Genomic DNA, 16,709 nt, shown 5'->3' on the forward strand with positions numbered 1-16,709 from the left:
CCTGCAAAATCCGTCATCCGCATTGGCCTGGCATTATAAGCATGCTCGCGCTATAGATCGGCATTCGCCAAAAGCATGGTCAGTTGACCGGAGCGTTTGGCCATGTTGATCTAAAGTGGTAAGCCGGGAGGTCAAATCCCCCCAACTCAAAACTATAAAACCGATGAACCCAAGGAGAGTCTCAATGCCCTATGTTCCAGTTGCAGAGCTCAAAGATTATGTCGGCAAGGAACTTGGACGTTCCGAATGGCTCACCATCGATCAGGACCGCATCAACCTGTTCGCCGAAGCCACAGGGGACTTTCAGTTCATCCACGTCGACCCGGTCAAGGCCGCGCAAACGCCATTTGGCAGCACTATCGCTCACGGCTTCCTGTCGCTGTCGCTGATTCCGAAATTGATGGAAGACATCCTCGTCATGCCCGAAGGCTTGAAGATGGTGGTCAACTACGGCCTCGACAGTGTGCGCTTCATCCAGCCGGTCAAGGTCAATTCGCGGGTGCGGCTGAAGGTCGACCTGACCGAAGTCATCGAGAAAAAACCCGGCCAATGGCTGCTCAAGGCCACCACCACCCTGGAAATCGAAGGTTCGGACAAACCGGCGTATATCGCCGAACCCCTGTCCCTGTGCTTCGTGTAAACCTCCCCGGATGCGAAGCAGCTCCTGCTGTTTCGCGCCCTCTCGCGGTACCTCGCCCTATATAAGGACACATGGCTGCGGCATACTCCCTCGCCTAATTGCCCGGAATCCGCTATGCGCCCATTTGCACTCCTTGCCTTGACCCTGATGCTCACCGCTTGCGGCGACGGCGAATCGCCTTTGCCCCCCGACGCCCGCCTGCCGGACGGCGGACGCTATCGCGGCGACCTGGTCAATGGCTTGCTGCAAGGCAAGGGACGTATCGACTACCCGAACGGCAGCTGGTACGCCGGCGAATTCGACAAAGGCCAGTGGCACGGCCAGGGCGAATGGCACGGCAGCAATGGCGAAGTCTATCGCGGGCAGTTCAATCAGGGACTGTTCGACGGCCAGGGGGCACTGACCACCAACGCCAGCAGCTACAGCGGCGGCTTCAAGGCCGGCCGGCGCGACGGCGAAGGCACACTCAAAGAAAACGGCATGAGCTATCGCGGCGAGTTCAAGGCCGATCAATACGCCGGCCTGGGTCGTCTCGAACTCGAAGACGGCAGCTCCTACCAGGGCCAGTTCGCCCACGGCAAACCCAATGGCGAAGGCCAGCGCGGCGACGCCAGCGGCAATCAGTTCACCGGGCACTTCGTCGACGGCCAGCTGGAAGGCAACGGGACTTTCAACAGCGCCGATGGCGACATCTATGTCGGCAGCTTCAAGAACAATCAACTGCACGGCAAGGGCCGTTATGAAAACGCGGACGGCGATGTCTGGCTGGGCCAGTTCAAGGAAGGCTCGCTGAACGGCAAGGGCGAGTTGATCGGCACTGACGGCAGCCACTACATCGGCCAGTTCAACGACTGGCGTTTTTCCGGCCAGGGCCGACTGAACCTGGCCGACGGCAGCTTTTACACCGGCCAGTTCGACAACGACAGCTACCAGGGGCGCGGCACGCTGGTGCTGACCGATGGTACCGTGCTCAGCGGCACCTGGATCAACGGCCAGCGCGTGCGCGATGCCGAGGGCAAACTGCTGCCTGACACACTCGAACTCGGCCTGCTGGCACAGGGGCGCCTGCTCGACACAGTGCTGGCCAACGTTCCGGCCTCGACCCCGGCGGTGGAACTGTATTCGTTGACCCTGGGCGGTGATGGCAAGCAAAGTGTGTTTCTGCGCGAATCCGACTACGTCGCCAACATGCTCACCACCCGGTTCGGCACCTTTGGCCAGATCCGCCTGGTGAACCATCGTGACCACCTCGCCGACCGCCCTATGGCGACTCGGGAAAACTTGCGCCGCGCCGCCCTGACGCTGGCCGAACGCAGCGGTCCGGAAGACCTGATTTTCATCTACCTGACCAGCCATGGCACCAGCGAACACGAGCTGGTGCTTGACCAGCCGCGGATGGAACTGGCCGATCTGCCAGCCGACGAAATGGCCGCGGTGCTTGCCCCGCTGAAAAACCGCGACAAGATCATCGTGATTTCGTCCTGCTACTCCGGCGGTTTCATCCCCGCGCTCAAGGATGAACGGACCCTGATCATGACGGCCTCGCGGGCCGACCGAGTGTCCTTCGGCTGCTCAGAGGAAGCCAACTTCACCTACTTCGGCGACGCCCTGTTCGCCCAAGCCCTGAACCAGACCGATGATCTGGAACAAGCCTTCAAACGGGCCAAGGCCACTGTCGCCGAACGTGAACTGGCGGACGGCTTCGAAGCATCCGAACCACAGATCTGGGCACCGAAAACCGTCCTTTCGCACTGGCAACTATTGCGCAAACAACAGGCACGAAAAGCACTGCAAAGTGCATCTATGGAAAGCAAGGATACAAACAGCAACTAAGCTGAACAGTATCAAGGGAGAAACACTATGTACTTGACGCCTCAGCATGTGCTGCTCGCCGGAGCCACCGGTTTGACGGGTGAACATCTGCTTGATCGCCTGCTTAACGAGCCAACGATTTCGCGGGTTTTGGCGCCGTCACGCCGCCCCTTGGCCAAGCATCCCCACCTTGAAAACCCTGTCGGCGACCCGGCGGTGTTTCTGCCGCAATTGAACGGCCGTGTCGACATCGCCTACTGCTGCCTGGGCACCACCATCAAACAGGCGGGCTCGGAAGAAGCGTTCCGCGCGGTGGACCTGGACATGGTTGTGGCCTTTGCCAAACGCGCACGGGAGATGGGCGCACGGCACCTGATCGTGATCAGTGCTCTGGGAGCCGATCGCAGATCCTCGATTTTCTACAACCGGGTCAAGGGCGAGATGGAGTACGCATTGCGCGCGCAGAACTGGCCGCAGCTGACTATTTGCCGCCCTTCGCTGTTGCTGGGTGATCGCGCTGAGCCGCGCCTGGGCGAAAAAGTCGCAGGGCCGTTGTCACGGCTGATTCCTGGCAAATACCACGGCATCGAAGCGTGCCAGCTGGCCCGCGCAATGTGGCGCCTGGCGCTGGAAGAGCAGGATGGCGTGCGGGTTGTCGAGTCGGATGAGCTGAGGAAGTTGGGCAAGTAGTTTTATGGTGCCCGAGCGGACCTCATCGCGGGCAAGCCCGTTCCCACAGGGTTTTGTGTCGTACATGAGTTTTGTAATCGCTGAAAAACCTGTGGGAGCGAGCTTGCTCGCGATTGAGCGCGAAGCGCTCCCTTACAATCCACCCGTCGCCTGAAAATTCACGCCCAAAACCGTCAACACCGACAACGGCAACAGCAGTGTGTCGAGCAACGCACTGGCCGGCAGATCAACGCCCGGATAGCTCGGCGCTTGCGCGCCGAAACGGTCCATCGCGCAACAACCGCCATTCATCGCATACAAATCCAGCCGCGTCCCGGCGTACACCACTGGCGCCCCCGGCTTGGCCGCGTCGAGCGTGCGCGCCGTCGCGCATCCGGCCAATTGCAGCGCCAGCACAACCATCAGCAACTTATTCATCGCTGGTCAGATGATGCTCGCCCCAGCGCGGCAGCATGTCCTGAGGAATATTCAGCAGATTAAGAATCCGCGCCACGACAAAATCGATCAGGTCGTCGATGGTTTGCGGCTGATGATAAAAGCCCGGTGATGCCGGCAGGATCGTCACGCCCATGTTCGACAACTTGAGCATGTGTTCCAGATGAATGCTCGAATACGGCGCTTCACGGGGCACCAGGATCAACTGCCGACGCTCTTTCAGTGTCACGTCGGCGGCTCGTTCGATCAGGTTGTTGCAGGCGCCGGTGGCGATGGCCGATAACGTGCCCGTGGAACACGGCACCACCACCATCGCCGCTGGCGCGCCCGAACCCGAAGCCACCGGCGACATCCAGTCTTCCCTGCCGTACACCCGAATCTGCCCGGCGGCGGCCCCCGTGTATTCTGTGAGAAACGCCTGCATCATCTGCGGTTTGGACGGCAGCGTGACATCCGTTTCGGTCGCCATCACCAATTGCGCGGCCCTGGAAATCAGGAAGTGCACTTCACGATCTTCCCGCACCAGACAGTCAAGCAGGCGCAGACCATATTGGGCACCGGAAGCGCCGGTCATCGCCAGGGTGATGCGGTCCGGGCCGTTGTTCATTTCAGTGCCTCGGCGAGTTTGCCGTGCAGGCCGCCGAAGCCGCCGTTGCTCATGATCACCACGTGAGTACCGGGTTGGGCCTGGCTCTTCACGCGCTCGATGATGCCTTCCAGGGAATCACTGACAATCGACGGCACAGTGCACAGCGCTGCGGTGCCCGCCAGGTCCCACCCGAGATTGGCCGGTGCGTACCAGATCACCTGATCGGCATCGACCACGCTTTCCGGCAATCCGTCACGGTGCGCGCCGAGCTTCATCGAGTTGGAACGCGGCTCGATGATCGCCATCAGCGGTGCATCGCCGATGCGCTTGCGCAGGCCGTCGAGGGTGGTGGCGATAGCGGTCGGGTGATGAGCGAAGTCGTCATAAATGGTGATGCCACGGACCTCCGCGACTTTCTCCATCCGGCGTTTCACGCTCTTGAAGGCGCTCAACGCAGCAATGCCCATGGACGGCACCACACCGACATGGCGTGCGGCGGCAAGGGTCGCCAGGGCGTTGGCGACGTTGTGCTGGCCAGTCATGTCCCACTCGACCACACCCTGGGCAACACCGTCGAACATCACTTCGAACTTCGAGCCATCTTCACTGAGCAACTTGACCTGCCACTGACCGCCGGCACCAGTGGTTTGTACCGGGGTCCAGCAACCCATTTCGATGACGCGCTGCAGGGCTGGCTCAGTGGTCGGATGAATCACCAGGCCTTCGCTCGGGATGGTCCGCACCAGGTGATGGAACTGCCGCTCGATGGCTGGCAGGTCCGGGAAGATGTCCGCGTGATCGAATTCGAGGTTGTTCAGGATCGCGGTGCGCGGACGGTAGTGCACGAACTTGGAGCGCTTGTCGAAGAATGCACTGTCGTATTCATCGGCTTCGATGACAAAGAACGGCGTATCACCCAGGCGCGCCGACACCGAGAAGTTTTGCGGCACGCCGCCGATCAGGAAGCCCGGGGCCATGCCCGCGTGCTCCAGCACCCAGGCCAGCATGCTGCTGGTGGTGGTCTTGCCGTGCGTACCGGCAACCGCCAGCACCCAGCGACCTTGCAGCACGTGATCGGCCAGCCATTGCGGGCCGGAAACGTAAGGCAGGCCTTTGTTCAGCACGTACTCCACGGCCGGGTTACCCCGCGACATGGCGTTGCCGATCACCACCAGGTCGGGGGCCGGATCAAGTTGTGCCGGGTCATAGCCTTGAGTCAACTCAATGCCCTGGGCTTGCAGTTGAGTACTCATCGGCGGATAGACGTTGGCATCGGAGCCGGTCACGTGATGGCCCAGCTCTTTGGCCAGAACCGCCATCGAGCCCATGAAAGTCCCGCAGATACCCAGAATATGAATGTGCATTAGTCGACCTCGTAAAACATGGCCGCAGGTTAGCGTAGGGTGGGAAAAATCGCACCTGATGTTTCAGATCCGAAGACGCCTTCGCGAGCAAGCTCGCTCCCACATTTGCTCGGAGGTGTTCACAAATTTGTGTTCACTATAAGACCAATGTGGGAGCGGGCTTGCTCGCGAATGGCCGCGACACGGTTTACCGGGCGATACCGTGTTTACGCAGCTTCCGATAGAGGGTATTGCGGCTGACCCCAAGCTGCTCCGCCGTATGCGTCATATGCCAGCGTGTCTGCTCCAGTGTCGTGAGCAACGCCAGCCGCTCGGCATCTTCCAGCGGATGCTCCGACACTTCTTCAATCGCCGACACCACCGGACGCGCCTGTCGAATCATCGCCGGCAAATCTTCCAGACCGATCCGTCCGTCTTCACACAGTGCTGCCAACGTACGCAGCACATTGCGCAATTGCCGTACGTTGCCTGGCCAGGCAAAGCCCAGCAGAGCCTCTCGCGCCGGCTCGTCGATCAACACGGTTTCTCCGCCCGCCTCCTCGGCCAGCAAAAAATCGAGCAACCGGGATTTGTCACTGCGCTCACGCAAGGCCGGCAATGCAACTTCCAGCCCGTTGAGCCGGTAATACAAATCCTCGCGGAAGCTGCCGTCCTGCACGCGATCCAGCAAATTGCGGTGAGTGGCACTGATGATCCGCACATTCACCGATTCCGGCTCGCCACCGATCGGCACCACTTGCCGGTCTTCCAGTACTCTCAGCAACCGCGTTTGCAGGGCCAGTGGCATGTCACCGATTTCATCGAGGAACAATGTCCCGCCGTCGGCCTGTTGCAACTTGCCGCGCATGCCTTCCTTGCGCGCACCGGTAAAGCTGCCGCCGCGATAACCGAACAGCTCGCTTTCAATCAGGCTTTCGGGAATGGCCGCGCAGTTGAGGGCGACGAAGGCTTTTTCCGCCCGCTGGCTGGCGTGGTGCACCGCTTTCGCGAAGGCCTCCTTGCCGGACCCGGTTTCGCCGTTGATCAGCAGCGGCACGTCGCGCTCGTAGACGCGCAAGGCCTTGCGGAAGTCCGCCTGCAACGCCGCATCGTCCAGGCAAATGCCCGACAGGCGCGGTGCTTGTGCAACCGTGGGAGCAGGCACCGCCGGAGTCGGAAGCGGCCGCCGCGCCTCACCGCGCAGTACCGCGAACAGCTTGCGACCATCACGGGTGCGCAACGGCCAACTAGCCGCGGCATTGAGGCTCGCGCGCCCCAACAACTCATCGAGCGAGCAATCGAAGAACGCCTCCACCGGTTTACCCAGCAAGCCGCCGCGAATGTGTCCCAGCAGGTTCAGCGCACTCTGATTGACCGCGCAAATGCGCCCTTCTCCATCGAACGCCAGCAACCCTTCGCTGAACAAGCCAACGGACTCGGCCTGCAGGTGAAAACGCAGCAGCCATTGGTTGTCGAAGCAGCGCAGGAAGTAGCAGCTCTCGATCATCTTCGCCGACAGATTGACCAGCGCCATGGTATGGAACTGACTCTGCCGCGACACATCACGCCGCGCCGACGACACGTCGAGCACCGCCAACAATTCGCCATGGGGATCGAAGACCGGGCTCGCCGAGCAGGTCAGGCCGGTGTGGCGGCCGCGAAAGTGTTCGTCCTGATGGATGGTCAGCGACTGACGCTCCACCAGGCAGGTGCCGATGCCGTTGGTGCCTTCGCAGGCCTCGCTCCAGTCGGCACCGAGCCAGAGCCCGGCACGTTCGAAAATCTGTCGCTCGGCGGGCGCGGTGACGCAGTTGAGGATCACGCCGCGGGCGTCGGTCAGTAAGACCGCATGGCCGGCGCCGGAGAGTTGCTGGTGCAGGCTGGTCATTTCATTGCCGGCGATGTGCAGCACTTGCTGCAAGCGTTCGCGGCTTTCGAGGACACGGCCATGTTCCAGCACCGTCGGCGCGATGCTCAGGGCCGGATCGAGGTGATAGTCCTCAAGGCAACGCAGCCAGGAACGGGCGATGGACGGATCGCTTCCGGGGCCGTGCAGGTGGGTCTTGCCCTGGGTCACGGTCAATACTTGCTGGGCATGGCGACTCAAGTGGTTGTCGTGCATTTCTTATTATTCTCCCAGAAAGATCTGGCTCGCCTCCGTGTAGCAGCTGCCGCAGGCTGCATTCGGGCGCGGAGCGGTCGTAAAACCTGTGTCCTGGATTTCACTGCCGAACCGAGGCGAGTGCTTCGCCCTCGAACGCAGCCTTCGGCAGCTGCTACATGTGCATTGCGTTATGTGATGCCGAGCATCCTCCAGCCTGACCCGCATTGCAATGCCGGCAAGACCGCTCGGTCACACACCGTGCCAAAAACGGTACAAAGTGTCACGGGCGCTGTACCGAAAGCGCCACAAGCCAACCCCGTTTGTCCGACAAAAACTACGCAAGGCCTTGATTTTCCTGGCATGCAACGCACTGGCCCGGCCCTTGCTCTACGCTTAAAGCAAGCGCACATGCGCGACTCCCTATAAGCACAAAAGCAAGGAGAAACCACCATGCGTTACGCTCACCCCGGTACTGAAGGCGCTATCGTTTCGTTCAAGAGCAAATACGGTAACTACATCGGCGGCGAGTTCGTCGCGCCTGTCAAAGGTCAGTACTTCACCAATACCTCGCCAGTGAATGGCCAACCAATTGCCGAATTCCCCCGTTCCACGGCCGAAGACATCGACAAGGCCCTGGACGCCGCCCACGCCGCTGCCGACGCGTGGGGCGCCACCTCCGCCCAGGCGCGCTCGCTGGTGCTGCTGAAAATCGCCGACCGCATCGAACAAAATCTGGAAACCCTGGCGATCACCGAATCCTGGGACAACGGCAAGGCCGTGCGCGAAACCCTCAACGCCGACATCCCGCTGGCTGCCGACCACTTCCGCTACTTCGCCGGTTGCCTGCGCGCCCAGGAAGGCAGCGCTGCCGAAATCGACGGCAACACCGTGGCCTATCACATCCATGAACCGCTGGGTGTGGTCGGGCAGATCATCCCGTGGAACTTCCCGATCCTGATGGCCGCCTGGAAACTCGCCCCGGCCCTGGCTGCCGGTAACTGCGTGGTGCTCAAACCCGCCGAGCAAACCCCGCTGGGTATCACCGTTCTGGTCGAACTGATCGGCGACCTGCTGCCACCGGGCGTGCTGAACATCGTGCAAGGCTTCGGCAAAGAAGCCGGCGAAGCGCTGGCCACTAGCAAGCGCATCGCCAAGATTGCCTTCACCGGCTCGACCCCGGTCGGCTCGCACATCATGAAATGCGCGGCGGAAAACATCATTCCGTCCACCGTGGAACTGGGCGGCAAGTCGCCGAACATCTTCTTCGAGGACATCATGAAGGCCGAACCGTCCTTCATCGAAAAAGCCGCCGAAGGCCTGGTACTGGCGTTCTTCAACCAGGGCGAAGTCTGCACCTGCCCGTCTCGCGCCTTGGTGCAGGAGTCGATCTACGACGAATTCATGCAGGTGGTGATGAAGAAAGTCCTGCAGATCAAACGCGGCGACCCGCTGGACACCGACACCATGGTCGGCGCCCAGGCGTCCGAGCAGCAATTCGACAAAATCCTTTCGTACCTGGAAATCGCCAAGGGCGAAGGCGCCGAACTGCTGACCGGCGGCAAGGTGGAAAAACTCGAGGGCAACCTGGCGAGCGGGTATTACATCCAGCCGACGCTGCTCAAAGGCACCAACAAAATGCGTGTGTTCCAGGAAGAAATCTTCGGCCCGGTGGTGAGCATCACCACCTTCAAGGACGAAGCCGAAGCCCTGGCCATCGCCAACGACACCGAGTTCGGCCTGGGTGCCGGCCTCTGGACCCGCGACATCAACCGCGCCTACCGCATGGGCCGCGCCATCAAGGCCGGTCGTGTGTGGACCAACTGCTACCACCTGTACCCGGCGCACGCCGCGTTCGGTGGTTACAAGAAGTCCGGCGTCGGCCGTGAAACCCACAAGATGATGCTCGACCACTATCAGCAGACCAAAAACCTGCTGGTGAGCTACGACATCAATCCGCTGGGCTTCTTCTAAAAACCGGGGCGACACAGGTGTTTCTGTGTCGCCCTTCAAGCAGCCATCGCGAGCAGGCTCGCTCCCACAGTGGATCCGGGCTGGCTCTCAATAGTGAATTCACCCCATAACCCTGTGGGAGCGAGCCTGCTCGCGATGGCGTCTTAAATGACACAAAACAAAAGCCTGGCCGCTCTGGCACGGGCCTTGCGTACCCGTCATTCAGGAATTGCACCCAAACCGTCGTACCCGAAAGTCCAAAAGATCGAACAATAAAAAATAGAGAGGACTTATGACTACTTCTTCCACACAGCTCAAACCCACACTCGGCACCCTGCATTTATGGGGGATTGCTGTCGGCCTGGTGATTTCCGGCGAGTATTTCGGCTGGAGTTACGGCTGGGGCACCGCAGGCACACTGGGTTTTCTTGTCACCGCGTTGATGGTGGCGACGATGTACACCTGCTTCATCTTCAGCTTCACCGAACTGACGACTGCGATTCCCCACGCTGGCGGGCCATTTGCCTATAGCCGCCGGGCCTTTGGTGAAAAAGGCGGGTTGATCGCCGGCATCGCCACCCTGATCGAATTCGTCTTTGCGCCACCGGCCATCGCCATGGCCATCGGCGCCTACCTCAACGTGCAATACCCGGAACTGGACCCGAAGATCGCCGCCGTTGGCGCCTATTTCGTGTTCATGGGCCTGAATATCCTCGGCGTCAGCATCGCGGCCACCTTTGAGTTGGTGGTCACTGTGCTGGCCGTCGCTGAACTGCTGGTGTTCATGGGCGTGGTCGCGCCGGGCTTCAGTTTCAGCAACTTTGTGCTCAACGGCTGGTCAGGTGCCAATGAGTTCACGATGGGCTCGATTCCTGGCATTTTCGCCGCCATTCCCTTCGCGATCTGGTTCTTTCTCGCCATCGAAGGCGCAGCCATGGCCGCCGAGGAAGCCAAGGACCCGAAACGCACCATCCCCAAGGCCTACGTCAGCGGCATTCTGACCCTGGTGTTTCTGGCCATCGGCGTGATGGTGATGGCGGGTGGCGTCGGCGACTGGCGTCAACTGTCGAACATCAACGATCCATTGCCCCAGGCGATGAAAGCCGTGGTCGGCAACAATTCGACCTGGATGCACATGCTGGTATGGATCGGTTTGTTCGGCCTGGTGGCGAGTTTCCACGGGATCATTCTTGGCTATTCACGGCAGTTCTTCGCCCTGGCTCGCGCCGGTTACTTGCCCAAAGGGCTGGCCAAACTCTCGCGCTTCCAGACGCCGCACCGGGCGATTCTGGCCGGCGGTGTGATCGGCATTGCGGCGATCTACAGCGATGGCCTGGTCAACCTGCAAGGCATGACCCTGACGGCGGCAATGATCACCATGTCGGTATTCGGCGCCATCGTGATGTACATCATCAGTATGCTGAGCCTGTTCAAGCTGCGTAAAACCGAACCCAACCTGGAACGCACCTTCCGCGCCCCGGGTTATCCGATCGTGCCAGGGATCGCACTGTTTCTGGCAGTGGTGTGCCTGGTGGCAATGGCGTGGTTCAACACCTTGATCGGCCTGATTTTCCTCGGTTTCATGGTTGCCGGTTACCTGTATTTCCAGCTGACCGCCAGGCAACGTTCCGAGGCACCGGCAGACGCTATGCTCGAAGGTATATGAAATGCACCGGCGCCGGGCCCACTGCCCGGCGCCTGCATTATTGAAGTGCACACAATTCCCCTGTGGGAGCGAGCTTGCTCGCGATGGCGGTGTGTCATTCAGCACATGTGGCGAATGTAAGACTGCTATCGCGAGCAAGCTCGCTCCCACAGAAAAGCGGATCGCATTTTAAATTGATCAGGAGGCCCCGCCCCATGGCCGTATATGCCCATACCGTCGGCGCCCGGACCTATCGCTTCGACAGCCTCAAGGAAGTGATGGCCAAGGCCAGCCCTGCGCGCTCCGGGGATTTTCTGGCCGGCGTTGCGGCCCTTAATGATGGCGAGCGCGTGGCCGCTCAAATGACCCTGGCCGACACCCCGCTTACCCACTTCCTGCAGGAAGTGTTGATTCCCTATGAGTCCGATGAAGTCACCCGACTGATCATCGACACCCACGACAAACAAGCCTTCGCGGTCGTCAGTCACCTCACCGTCGGTGGTTTTCGCGACTGGCTGCTCAGCGATGCCGCCGACGAACAGGTCCTGCGCGCCCTCGCCCCCGGCCTCACCCCGGAAATGGTTGCCGCCGTTTCGAAGATCATGCGCGTGCAGGACCTGGTACTGGTGGCGCAGAAAATCCGTGTGGTCACGAAGTTTCGCGGCACCCTGGGGCTGCGCGGTCGACTGTCCACACGCCTGCAACCGAATCACCCCACCGACGAACCGGCCGGCATTGCCGCGAGCATTCTCGACGGCCTGCTGCACGGCAACGGTGATGCAATGATCGGCATCAACCCGGCCACCGACAGCATCGCCTCGATCTGCGCCATGCTGGAAATGCTCGACGCGATCATCCAGCGCTACGAGATCCCGACCCAGGCATGCGTGCTGACCCACGTCACCACTTCGATTGAAGCGGTAAATCGCGGCGTGCCGCTGGATCTGGTGTTCCAGTCGATTGCCGGCACCGAAGCGGCCAACGCCAGCTTCGGCATCAACCTCAACCTATTGCAGGAAGGTTACGACGCAGGATTGAGCCTCAATCGCGGCACACTCGGGCAAAACCTGATGTATTTCGAAACTGGCCAGGGCAGCGCGCTGTCGGCCAACGCCCATCACGGTGTCGATCAACAAACCTGCGAAACCCGCGCCTACGCCGTGGCACGACATTTCAAACCGTTTCTGGTCAACACTGTCGTCGGCTTCATCGGCCCGGAATACCTGTACAACGGCAAACAGATCATCCGAGCTGGCCTAGAAGACCACTTCTGCGGCAAGCTTTTGGGCGTGCCCATGGGCTGCGACATCTGCTACACCAACCACGCCGAAGCCGACCAGGACGACATGGACACCCTGCTGACCCTGCTGGGCGTGGCCGGGATCAACTTCATCATGGGTATCCCGGGCTCCGACGACATCATGCTCAACTACCAGACCACCTCGTTTCACGACGCGCTCTATGCCCGCCAGACCCTGGGCCTGAAGCCTGCACCGGAGTTCGAACAATGGCTGGCGAAAATGGGCATATTCACTCAAGCGGACGGCAGGATTCTCTTCGGCGACAGCCTGCCACCGGCCTTTCGGCAGGCCTTGGCGCAATTGGGATGAGCAATGACATGGATAAACTACCCTTCGACCCTCACAACCCATGGCTGGAACTGCGGCGTCTGACGCCAGCGCGGATTGCCTTGGGCCGAACCGGCACCAGCATTCCCACCCACGCACAACTGGATTTCCAGTACGCCCACGCTCAGGCGCGGGATGCAGTGCATCTGCCATTCGAACATGCGGCACTCAGCTCGCAATTGGCCGAACGCGGACGCGAAAGCCTGTTGCTGCACAGCGCGGCGACGGATCGCAACATGTACCTGCAACGCCCCGATCTGGGGCGAAAACTCAGTGATGCATCGGCGCAGATCCTGCGTGATTACGCGGCGGCCCATCCGGGTGGCGTGGATCTGGTGATTGTGGTCGCCGACGGCCTGTCGGCACTGGCCGTCCATCGCCACACCCTGCCGTTTCTTGCGCGCTTCGAAGAGCAAATGGCAGACGACTGGACCATCGCGCCCGTCATACTCGTGGAACAGGGCCGAGTGGCGGTCGCCGATGAGATCGGTGAGTTGCTTGGCGCAAAAATGACCGTGATCCTCATCGGCGAACGCCCTGGCCTCAGCTCCCCGGACAGCCTGGGTTTATATTTCACCTACAATCCAAAGGTCGGCCTGACGGACGCGTGGCGCAATTGCATCTCCAATGTCCGGCTCGAAGGGCTGAGCTACGGCATGGCGGCACACCGTTTGCTGTATTTGATGCGCGAAGCCTGCCGGCGGCAGTTGTCAGGGGTCAATCTGAAGGACGAGGCGCAGGTTCAGACACTGGAGTCAGACGCAGGAACTGACATGAAAGGTAATTTCCTGCTCGGCCCGCCGAATGCCTGAACCGCTTGCGCATTGCACACTCGTACCAGTTTCAGGCAGGATCGTTGCGCGGCCGCCAAGGGTTTCCCATTGCCGTCAGAGACGTTAGACAGCCACTTGAAGACGAGACCTACCATGCGGATTATTCAAGCGACCCTCGAACACCTGGACCTGCTGACCCCATTGTTCGTCAAATATCGCGAGTTTTATGGTTCCCTGCCGTATCCGGACTCGTCCCGGGCGTTCCTCGAGAAACGACTGCGTCGCAAGGAATCGGTGATCTACCTGGCGCTGTCCGATGACGACAGCAACAAACTGATGGGCTTCTGCCAGTTGTACCCAAGCTTTTCATCGCTTTCGCTCAAACGTGTGTGGATCCTCAACGATATTTATGTCGCCGAAGACGCCCGCCGTCAGTTGGTGGCCGATAACCTGATCCGCACCGCAAAAAAAATGGCCAAGGAAACCAATGCCGTGCGCATGCGTGTTTCCACCAGCAGCAACAATGAAGTCGCGCAGAAAACCTACGAGTCCATCGGATTCAAGGAAGATACCGAGTTCAAGAACTATGTGCTGCCGATCAGCGACGAACTCTGAAGCATCTGAACCTGTGGGAGCGAGTTTGCTCGCGATGGCATCGACTGGGTGACACTGATCCACCGAGGCAATGACATCGCGAGCAGGCTCACTCCCACAGGTTCGGTATCAGGCCATCGGTCAGTCATGACATCCCTCGCTACAATCTCGACGCGATTTTCACCTCTCGCCTCGTATAATCCCGATCTTCCCGGCTTGTAAGAAAAACTACCCCTATACGTAGTCTTACGCGAAGTCATCCGCACAGGCCTGCTGAGTCGGGCCATTACCACAGGTGCTTTCCATGGATTTCAACCCGATCGACATTGTCCTGCATCTCGACGTCTACCTCGACATGCTCGTAACCAACTACGGGGCATGGATCTACGCCATTCTGTTTATGGTGATCTTCTGTGAAACCGGCCTGGTGGTTATGCCCTTCCTGCCGGGCGACTCCCTGCTGTTCATCGCCGGGGCCGTGGCGGCCGGTGGCGGCATGGACCCGGTACTGCTCGGCGGTCTGCTGATGCTGGCGGCGATTCTGGGTGATAGCACCAACTACATCATTGGACGAACGGTAGGTGAAAAACTGTTCAGCAATCCGGACTCGAAGATCTTCCGTCGTGACTACCTGCAACAAACCCACGATTTCTACGACAAGCATGGCGGCAAAACCGTGACCCTGGCGCGCTTCCTGCCCATCATCCGCACCTTTGCACCATTCGTCGCCGGTGTGGGGAAAATGCCGTATCCGCGTTTCTTTGCCTTCAGTGTCTTCGGCACTGTCCTGTGGGTCGGCGGTCTGGTGACGCTCGGCTATTTCTTCGGCAACGTGCCGTTCATCAAGAAGAACCTGTCGCTTCTGGTAGTCGGCATCATCCTGGTGTCGTTGCTGCCGATGATCATTAGCATCGTGCGTAGCCGCCTGGCGGGTTCGAGCTCCAAAGCCGAATCGCGCTGACACGATGTGGTCCCTGAGCGCCTGGCGTCGCCGGCGCACCCTGGCAAAGCACCCGATTGCCGATGACATGTGGCAACGGGTGCGTCATCACCTGAGCTTTCTCGATGGCATCAGTGCCGCCGAAGACCAATGGCTGCGCGAAGCCTGTGTGTTGTTCCTCGAAGACAAGCACCTGACCGCCCTGCCCGGTGTCGAACTGCATCAGGAGCAACGCCTGTTGCTCGCCGCCCAGGCGCAACTGCCGCTGCTGCACCTCGGCGACCTGAACTGGTATCAGGGCTTCCACGAAATCATTCTCTACCCCGACGACTTCCTCAGCCCCCAGCGCCATCGCGATGCCAGCGGCGTCGAACACGAATGGGACGGTGAACACAGCGGTGAGGCCTGGCAGCGAGGCCCGATCATCCTCGCCTGGCCCGGCGTAATGGCCAGCGGTGGCTGGGAAGGCTACAACCTGGTGATCCACGAACTGGCGCACAAGCTCGACATGCTCAACGGTGACGCCAACGGCCTGCCGCCGCTGCACCCTGACATGCGGGTCAGCGAATGGGCCAGCGTCATGCAAGCGGCCTACGAAGACCTCAACCGGCAACTGGACCACAATCCCGATGCCGAAACCGCCATCGACCCGTATGCCGCGGAAAATCCCGGCGAATTCTTCGCCGTCACCAGCGAATACTTCTTCAGCGCCCCGGATTTGCTGCACGAGGCTTATCCACAGGTGTACCAGCAGTTGAAGCTGTTCTATCGCCAGGACCCGCTGGCGAGGTTGAAGCAACTTCAGGCGCACGACCCTGTCTATCAGGCACACCAGTGAGCGCCATACGACTTCTGGTACATGGCGTCGACCCAGGAATATGCCTATAATCGCCGCCACTTTTTGGCCAATCCGGCCAAGTGTTTTTGGTCAACTAACGGGGGCAACGCCCAATGAGCTACAGCAAGATTCCGGCTGGCAAAGACCTGCCGAACGACATCTACGTCGCGATCGAGATTCCGGCCAACCACGCGCCGATCAAATACGAAATCGACAAAGACAGCGATTGCCTGTTCGTTGACCGTTTCATGGCCACCCCAATGTTCTACCCGGCCAACTACGGTTACATCCCGAACACCCTGGCCGACGACGGTGATCCCCTCGACGTGCTGGTCGTAACCCCTTACCCGGTTGCTCCAGGCTCGGTGATCCGCGCGCGTCCGGTCGGCATCCTGAACATGACCGACGACGGCGGCGGCGATGCCAAAGTCATCGCAGTCCCACACGACAAGCTGTCCCAGCTGTACGTCGACGTGAAGGAATACACCGATTTGCCAGCGCTGCTGATCCAGCAGATCGAGCACTTCTTCGCGAACTACAAAGATCTCGAAAAAGGCAAATGGGTGAAGATCGAAGGCTGGGCCGGCGCAGACGCCGCCCGCGACGCGATCACCAGGTCGGTTGCTGCCTATAAAGGTTAAGAGCAGTCGCAAGCTTCAAGCGACAAGCTGCAAGAAAAACCCCGGTTGATCCGGGGTTTTTTGTGGGTGCTTGGTTCGTACGCCAAA

15 protein-coding genes are annotated in these 16,709 nt (G+C 60.2%); 11 read left to right on the plus strand and 4 right to left on the minus strand.

The window, feature by feature from the left end; genetic code table 11:
- Positions 1 to 184 precede the first annotated feature (184 nt).
- From ACEN8Z_RS28350 to ACEN8Z_RS28360, 3 genes are all read left to right on the plus strand, one after another.
- Positions 185 to 640, plus strand: a complete 456-nt coding sequence (locus tag ACEN8Z_RS28350; protein WP_008001099.1) for a MaoC family dehydratase — start codon at positions 185 to 187, stop codon at positions 638 to 640.
- 114 nt (positions 641 to 754) lie between these two features.
- The gene (locus ACEN8Z_RS28355) at positions 755 to 2,473 is read left to right on the plus strand and encodes a C13 family peptidase (protein ID WP_495596347.1); all 1,719 of its coding nucleotides are present in this window, start codon (positions 755 to 757) and stop codon (positions 2,471 to 2,473) included.
- A 27-nt stretch (positions 2,474 to 2,500) separates the two neighbouring features.
- Positions 2,501 to 3,142: an oxidoreductase gene (locus tag ACEN8Z_RS28360; protein WP_310061309.1), complete on the plus strand. Its 642-nt coding sequence runs from the start codon at positions 2,501 to 2,503 to the stop codon at positions 3,140 to 3,142.
- Between the two features lie 132 nt (positions 3,143 to 3,274).
- Here ACEN8Z_RS28360 and ACEN8Z_RS28365 read toward each other — a convergent pair whose 3' ends face one another.
- From ACEN8Z_RS28365 to ACEN8Z_RS28380, 4 genes are all read right to left on the minus strand, one after another.
- A complete protein-coding gene (locus tag ACEN8Z_RS28365; protein ID WP_116263868.1) occupies positions 3,275 to 3,559 on the minus strand; it encodes a YceK/YidQ family lipoprotein in 285 nt (94 codons plus the stop codon).
- Entirely contained in the window at positions 3,552 to 4,184 is a 633-nt protein-coding gene (gene ubiX / locus ACEN8Z_RS28370) for a flavin prenyltransferase UbiX (protein ID WP_008001739.1), read from the minus strand. The genes ACEN8Z_RS28365 and ubiX overlap by 8 nt, the downstream gene beginning before the upstream one ends.
- Positions 4,181 to 5,530: a UDP-N-acetylmuramate:L-alanyl-gamma-D-glutamyl-meso-diaminopimelate ligase gene (gene mpl, locus ACEN8Z_RS28375; RefSeq protein ID WP_495596348.1), complete on the minus strand. Its 1,350-nt coding sequence runs from the start codon at positions 5,528 to 5,530 to the stop codon at positions 4,181 to 4,183. Before mpl ends, ubiX begins: the two co-directional genes overlap by 4 nt.
- Before the next feature lie 187 nt (positions 5,531 to 5,717).
- A complete protein-coding gene (locus ACEN8Z_RS28380) occupies positions 5,718 to 7,631 on the minus strand; it encodes a sigma-54-dependent Fis family transcriptional regulator (RefSeq protein WP_495596349.1) in 1,914 nt (637 codons plus the stop codon).
- A gap of 432 nt (positions 7,632 to 8,063) precedes the next feature.
- Between ACEN8Z_RS28380 and exaC the strand changes: the two genes are divergently transcribed.
- The 8 genes from exaC (at position 8,064) to ppa (ending at position 16,622) form a co-directional block, all read left to right on the plus strand.
- Entirely contained in the window at positions 8,064 to 9,584 is a 1,521-nt protein-coding gene (gene exaC, locus ACEN8Z_RS28385; protein ID WP_116263865.1) for an acetaldehyde dehydrogenase ExaC, read from the plus strand.
- A 271-nt stretch (positions 9,585 to 9,855) separates the two neighbouring features.
- Positions 9,856 to 11,229 (plus strand): ethanolamine permease, encoded by a 1,374-nt coding sequence (eat, locus tag ACEN8Z_RS28390; RefSeq protein ID WP_277532117.1) that lies wholly within the window; start codon positions 9,856 to 9,858, stop codon positions 11,227 to 11,229.
- A 194-nt stretch (positions 11,230 to 11,423) separates the two neighbouring features.
- Positions 11,424 to 12,818: an ethanolamine ammonia-lyase subunit EutB gene (locus ACEN8Z_RS28395; protein ID WP_495596350.1), complete on the plus strand. Its 1,395-nt coding sequence runs from the start codon at positions 11,424 to 11,426 to the stop codon at positions 12,816 to 12,818.
- Positions 12,815 to 13,648, plus strand: coding sequence for an ethanolamine ammonia-lyase subunit EutC (eutC, locus tag ACEN8Z_RS28400; RefSeq protein WP_495596351.1), 834 nt, complete (start codon positions 12,815 to 12,817; stop codon positions 13,646 to 13,648). The genes ACEN8Z_RS28395 and eutC overlap by 4 nt, the downstream gene beginning before the upstream one ends.
- Positions 13,649 to 13,762: 114 nt before the next feature.
- Positions 13,763 to 14,224 carry a GNAT family N-acetyltransferase gene (locus tag ACEN8Z_RS28405; protein WP_007990572.1) on the plus strand — a complete coding sequence of 154 codons (462 nt, stop codon included), beginning with the start codon at positions 13,763 to 13,765 and terminating at the stop codon, positions 14,222 to 14,224.
- A 283-nt stretch (positions 14,225 to 14,507) separates the two neighbouring features.
- On the plus strand, positions 14,508 to 15,164 hold the full coding sequence (locus ACEN8Z_RS28410) for a DedA family protein (protein WP_495596352.1): 657 nt from the start codon (positions 14,508 to 14,510) through the stop codon (positions 15,162 to 15,164).
- Between the two features lie 4 nt (positions 15,165 to 15,168).
- Positions 15,169 to 15,981, plus strand: coding sequence for a M90 family metallopeptidase (locus ACEN8Z_RS28415; RefSeq protein WP_495596353.1), 813 nt, complete (start codon positions 15,169 to 15,171; stop codon positions 15,979 to 15,981).
- 113 nt (positions 15,982 to 16,094) lie between these two features.
- On the plus strand, positions 16,095 to 16,622 hold the full coding sequence (gene ppa / locus ACEN8Z_RS28420; protein WP_495596354.1) for an inorganic diphosphatase: 528 nt from the start codon (positions 16,095 to 16,097) through the stop codon (positions 16,620 to 16,622).
- Positions 16,623 to 16,709: the final 87 nt, after the last annotated feature.

It is taken from the genome of Pseudomonas sp. Pseusp10 (genome assembly GCF_059492225.1).

Coding starts and splice junctions, on each gene's coding strand:
- mpl (WP_495596348.1), bottom strand. CDS start 5,530: ATGCACATTCATATTCTGGGTATCTGCGGGACTTTCATGGGCTCGATG.
- ACEN8Z_RS28410 (WP_495596352.1), top strand. CDS start 14,508: ATGGATTTCAACCCGATCGACATTGTCCTGCATCTCGACGTCTACCTC.
- ACEN8Z_RS28365 (WP_116263868.1), bottom strand. CDS start 3,559: ATGAATAAGTTGCTGATGGTTGTGCTGGCGCTGCAATTGGCCGGATGC.
- ACEN8Z_RS28395 (WP_495596350.1), top strand. CDS start 11,424: ATGGCCGTATATGCCCATACCGTCGGCGCCCGGACCTATCGCTTCGAC.
- ACEN8Z_RS28380 (WP_495596349.1), bottom strand. CDS start 7,631: ATGCACGACAACCACTTGAGTCGCCATGCCCAGCAAGTATTGACCGTG.
- ACEN8Z_RS28405 (WP_007990572.1), top strand. CDS start 13,763: ATGCGGATTATTCAAGCGACCCTCGAACACCTGGACCTGCTGACCCCA.
- eat (WP_277532117.1), top strand. CDS start 9,856: ATGACTACTTCTTCCACACAGCTCAAACCCACACTCGGCACCCTGCAT.
- eutC (WP_495596351.1), top strand. CDS start 12,815: ATGAGCAATGACATGGATAAACTACCCTTCGACCCTCACAACCCATGG.
- ACEN8Z_RS28350 (WP_008001099.1), top strand. CDS start 185: ATGCCCTATGTTCCAGTTGCAGAGCTCAAAGATTATGTCGGCAAGGAA.
- ACEN8Z_RS28355 (WP_495596347.1), top strand. CDS start 755: ATGCGCCCATTTGCACTCCTTGCCTTGACCCTGATGCTCACCGCTTGC.
- ACEN8Z_RS28360 (WP_310061309.1), top strand. CDS start 2,501: ATGTACTTGACGCCTCAGCATGTGCTGCTCGCCGGAGCCACCGGTTTG.
- exaC (WP_116263865.1), top strand. CDS start 8,064: ATGCGTTACGCTCACCCCGGTACTGAAGGCGCTATCGTTTCGTTCAAG.
- ACEN8Z_RS28415 (WP_495596353.1), top strand. CDS start 15,169: ATGTGGTCCCTGAGCGCCTGGCGTCGCCGGCGCACCCTGGCAAAGCAC.
- ppa (WP_495596354.1), top strand. CDS start 16,095: ATGAGCTACAGCAAGATTCCGGCTGGCAAAGACCTGCCGAACGACATC.
- ubiX (WP_008001739.1), bottom strand. CDS start 4,184: ATGAACAACGGCCCGGACCGCATCACCCTGGCGATGACCGGCGCTTCC.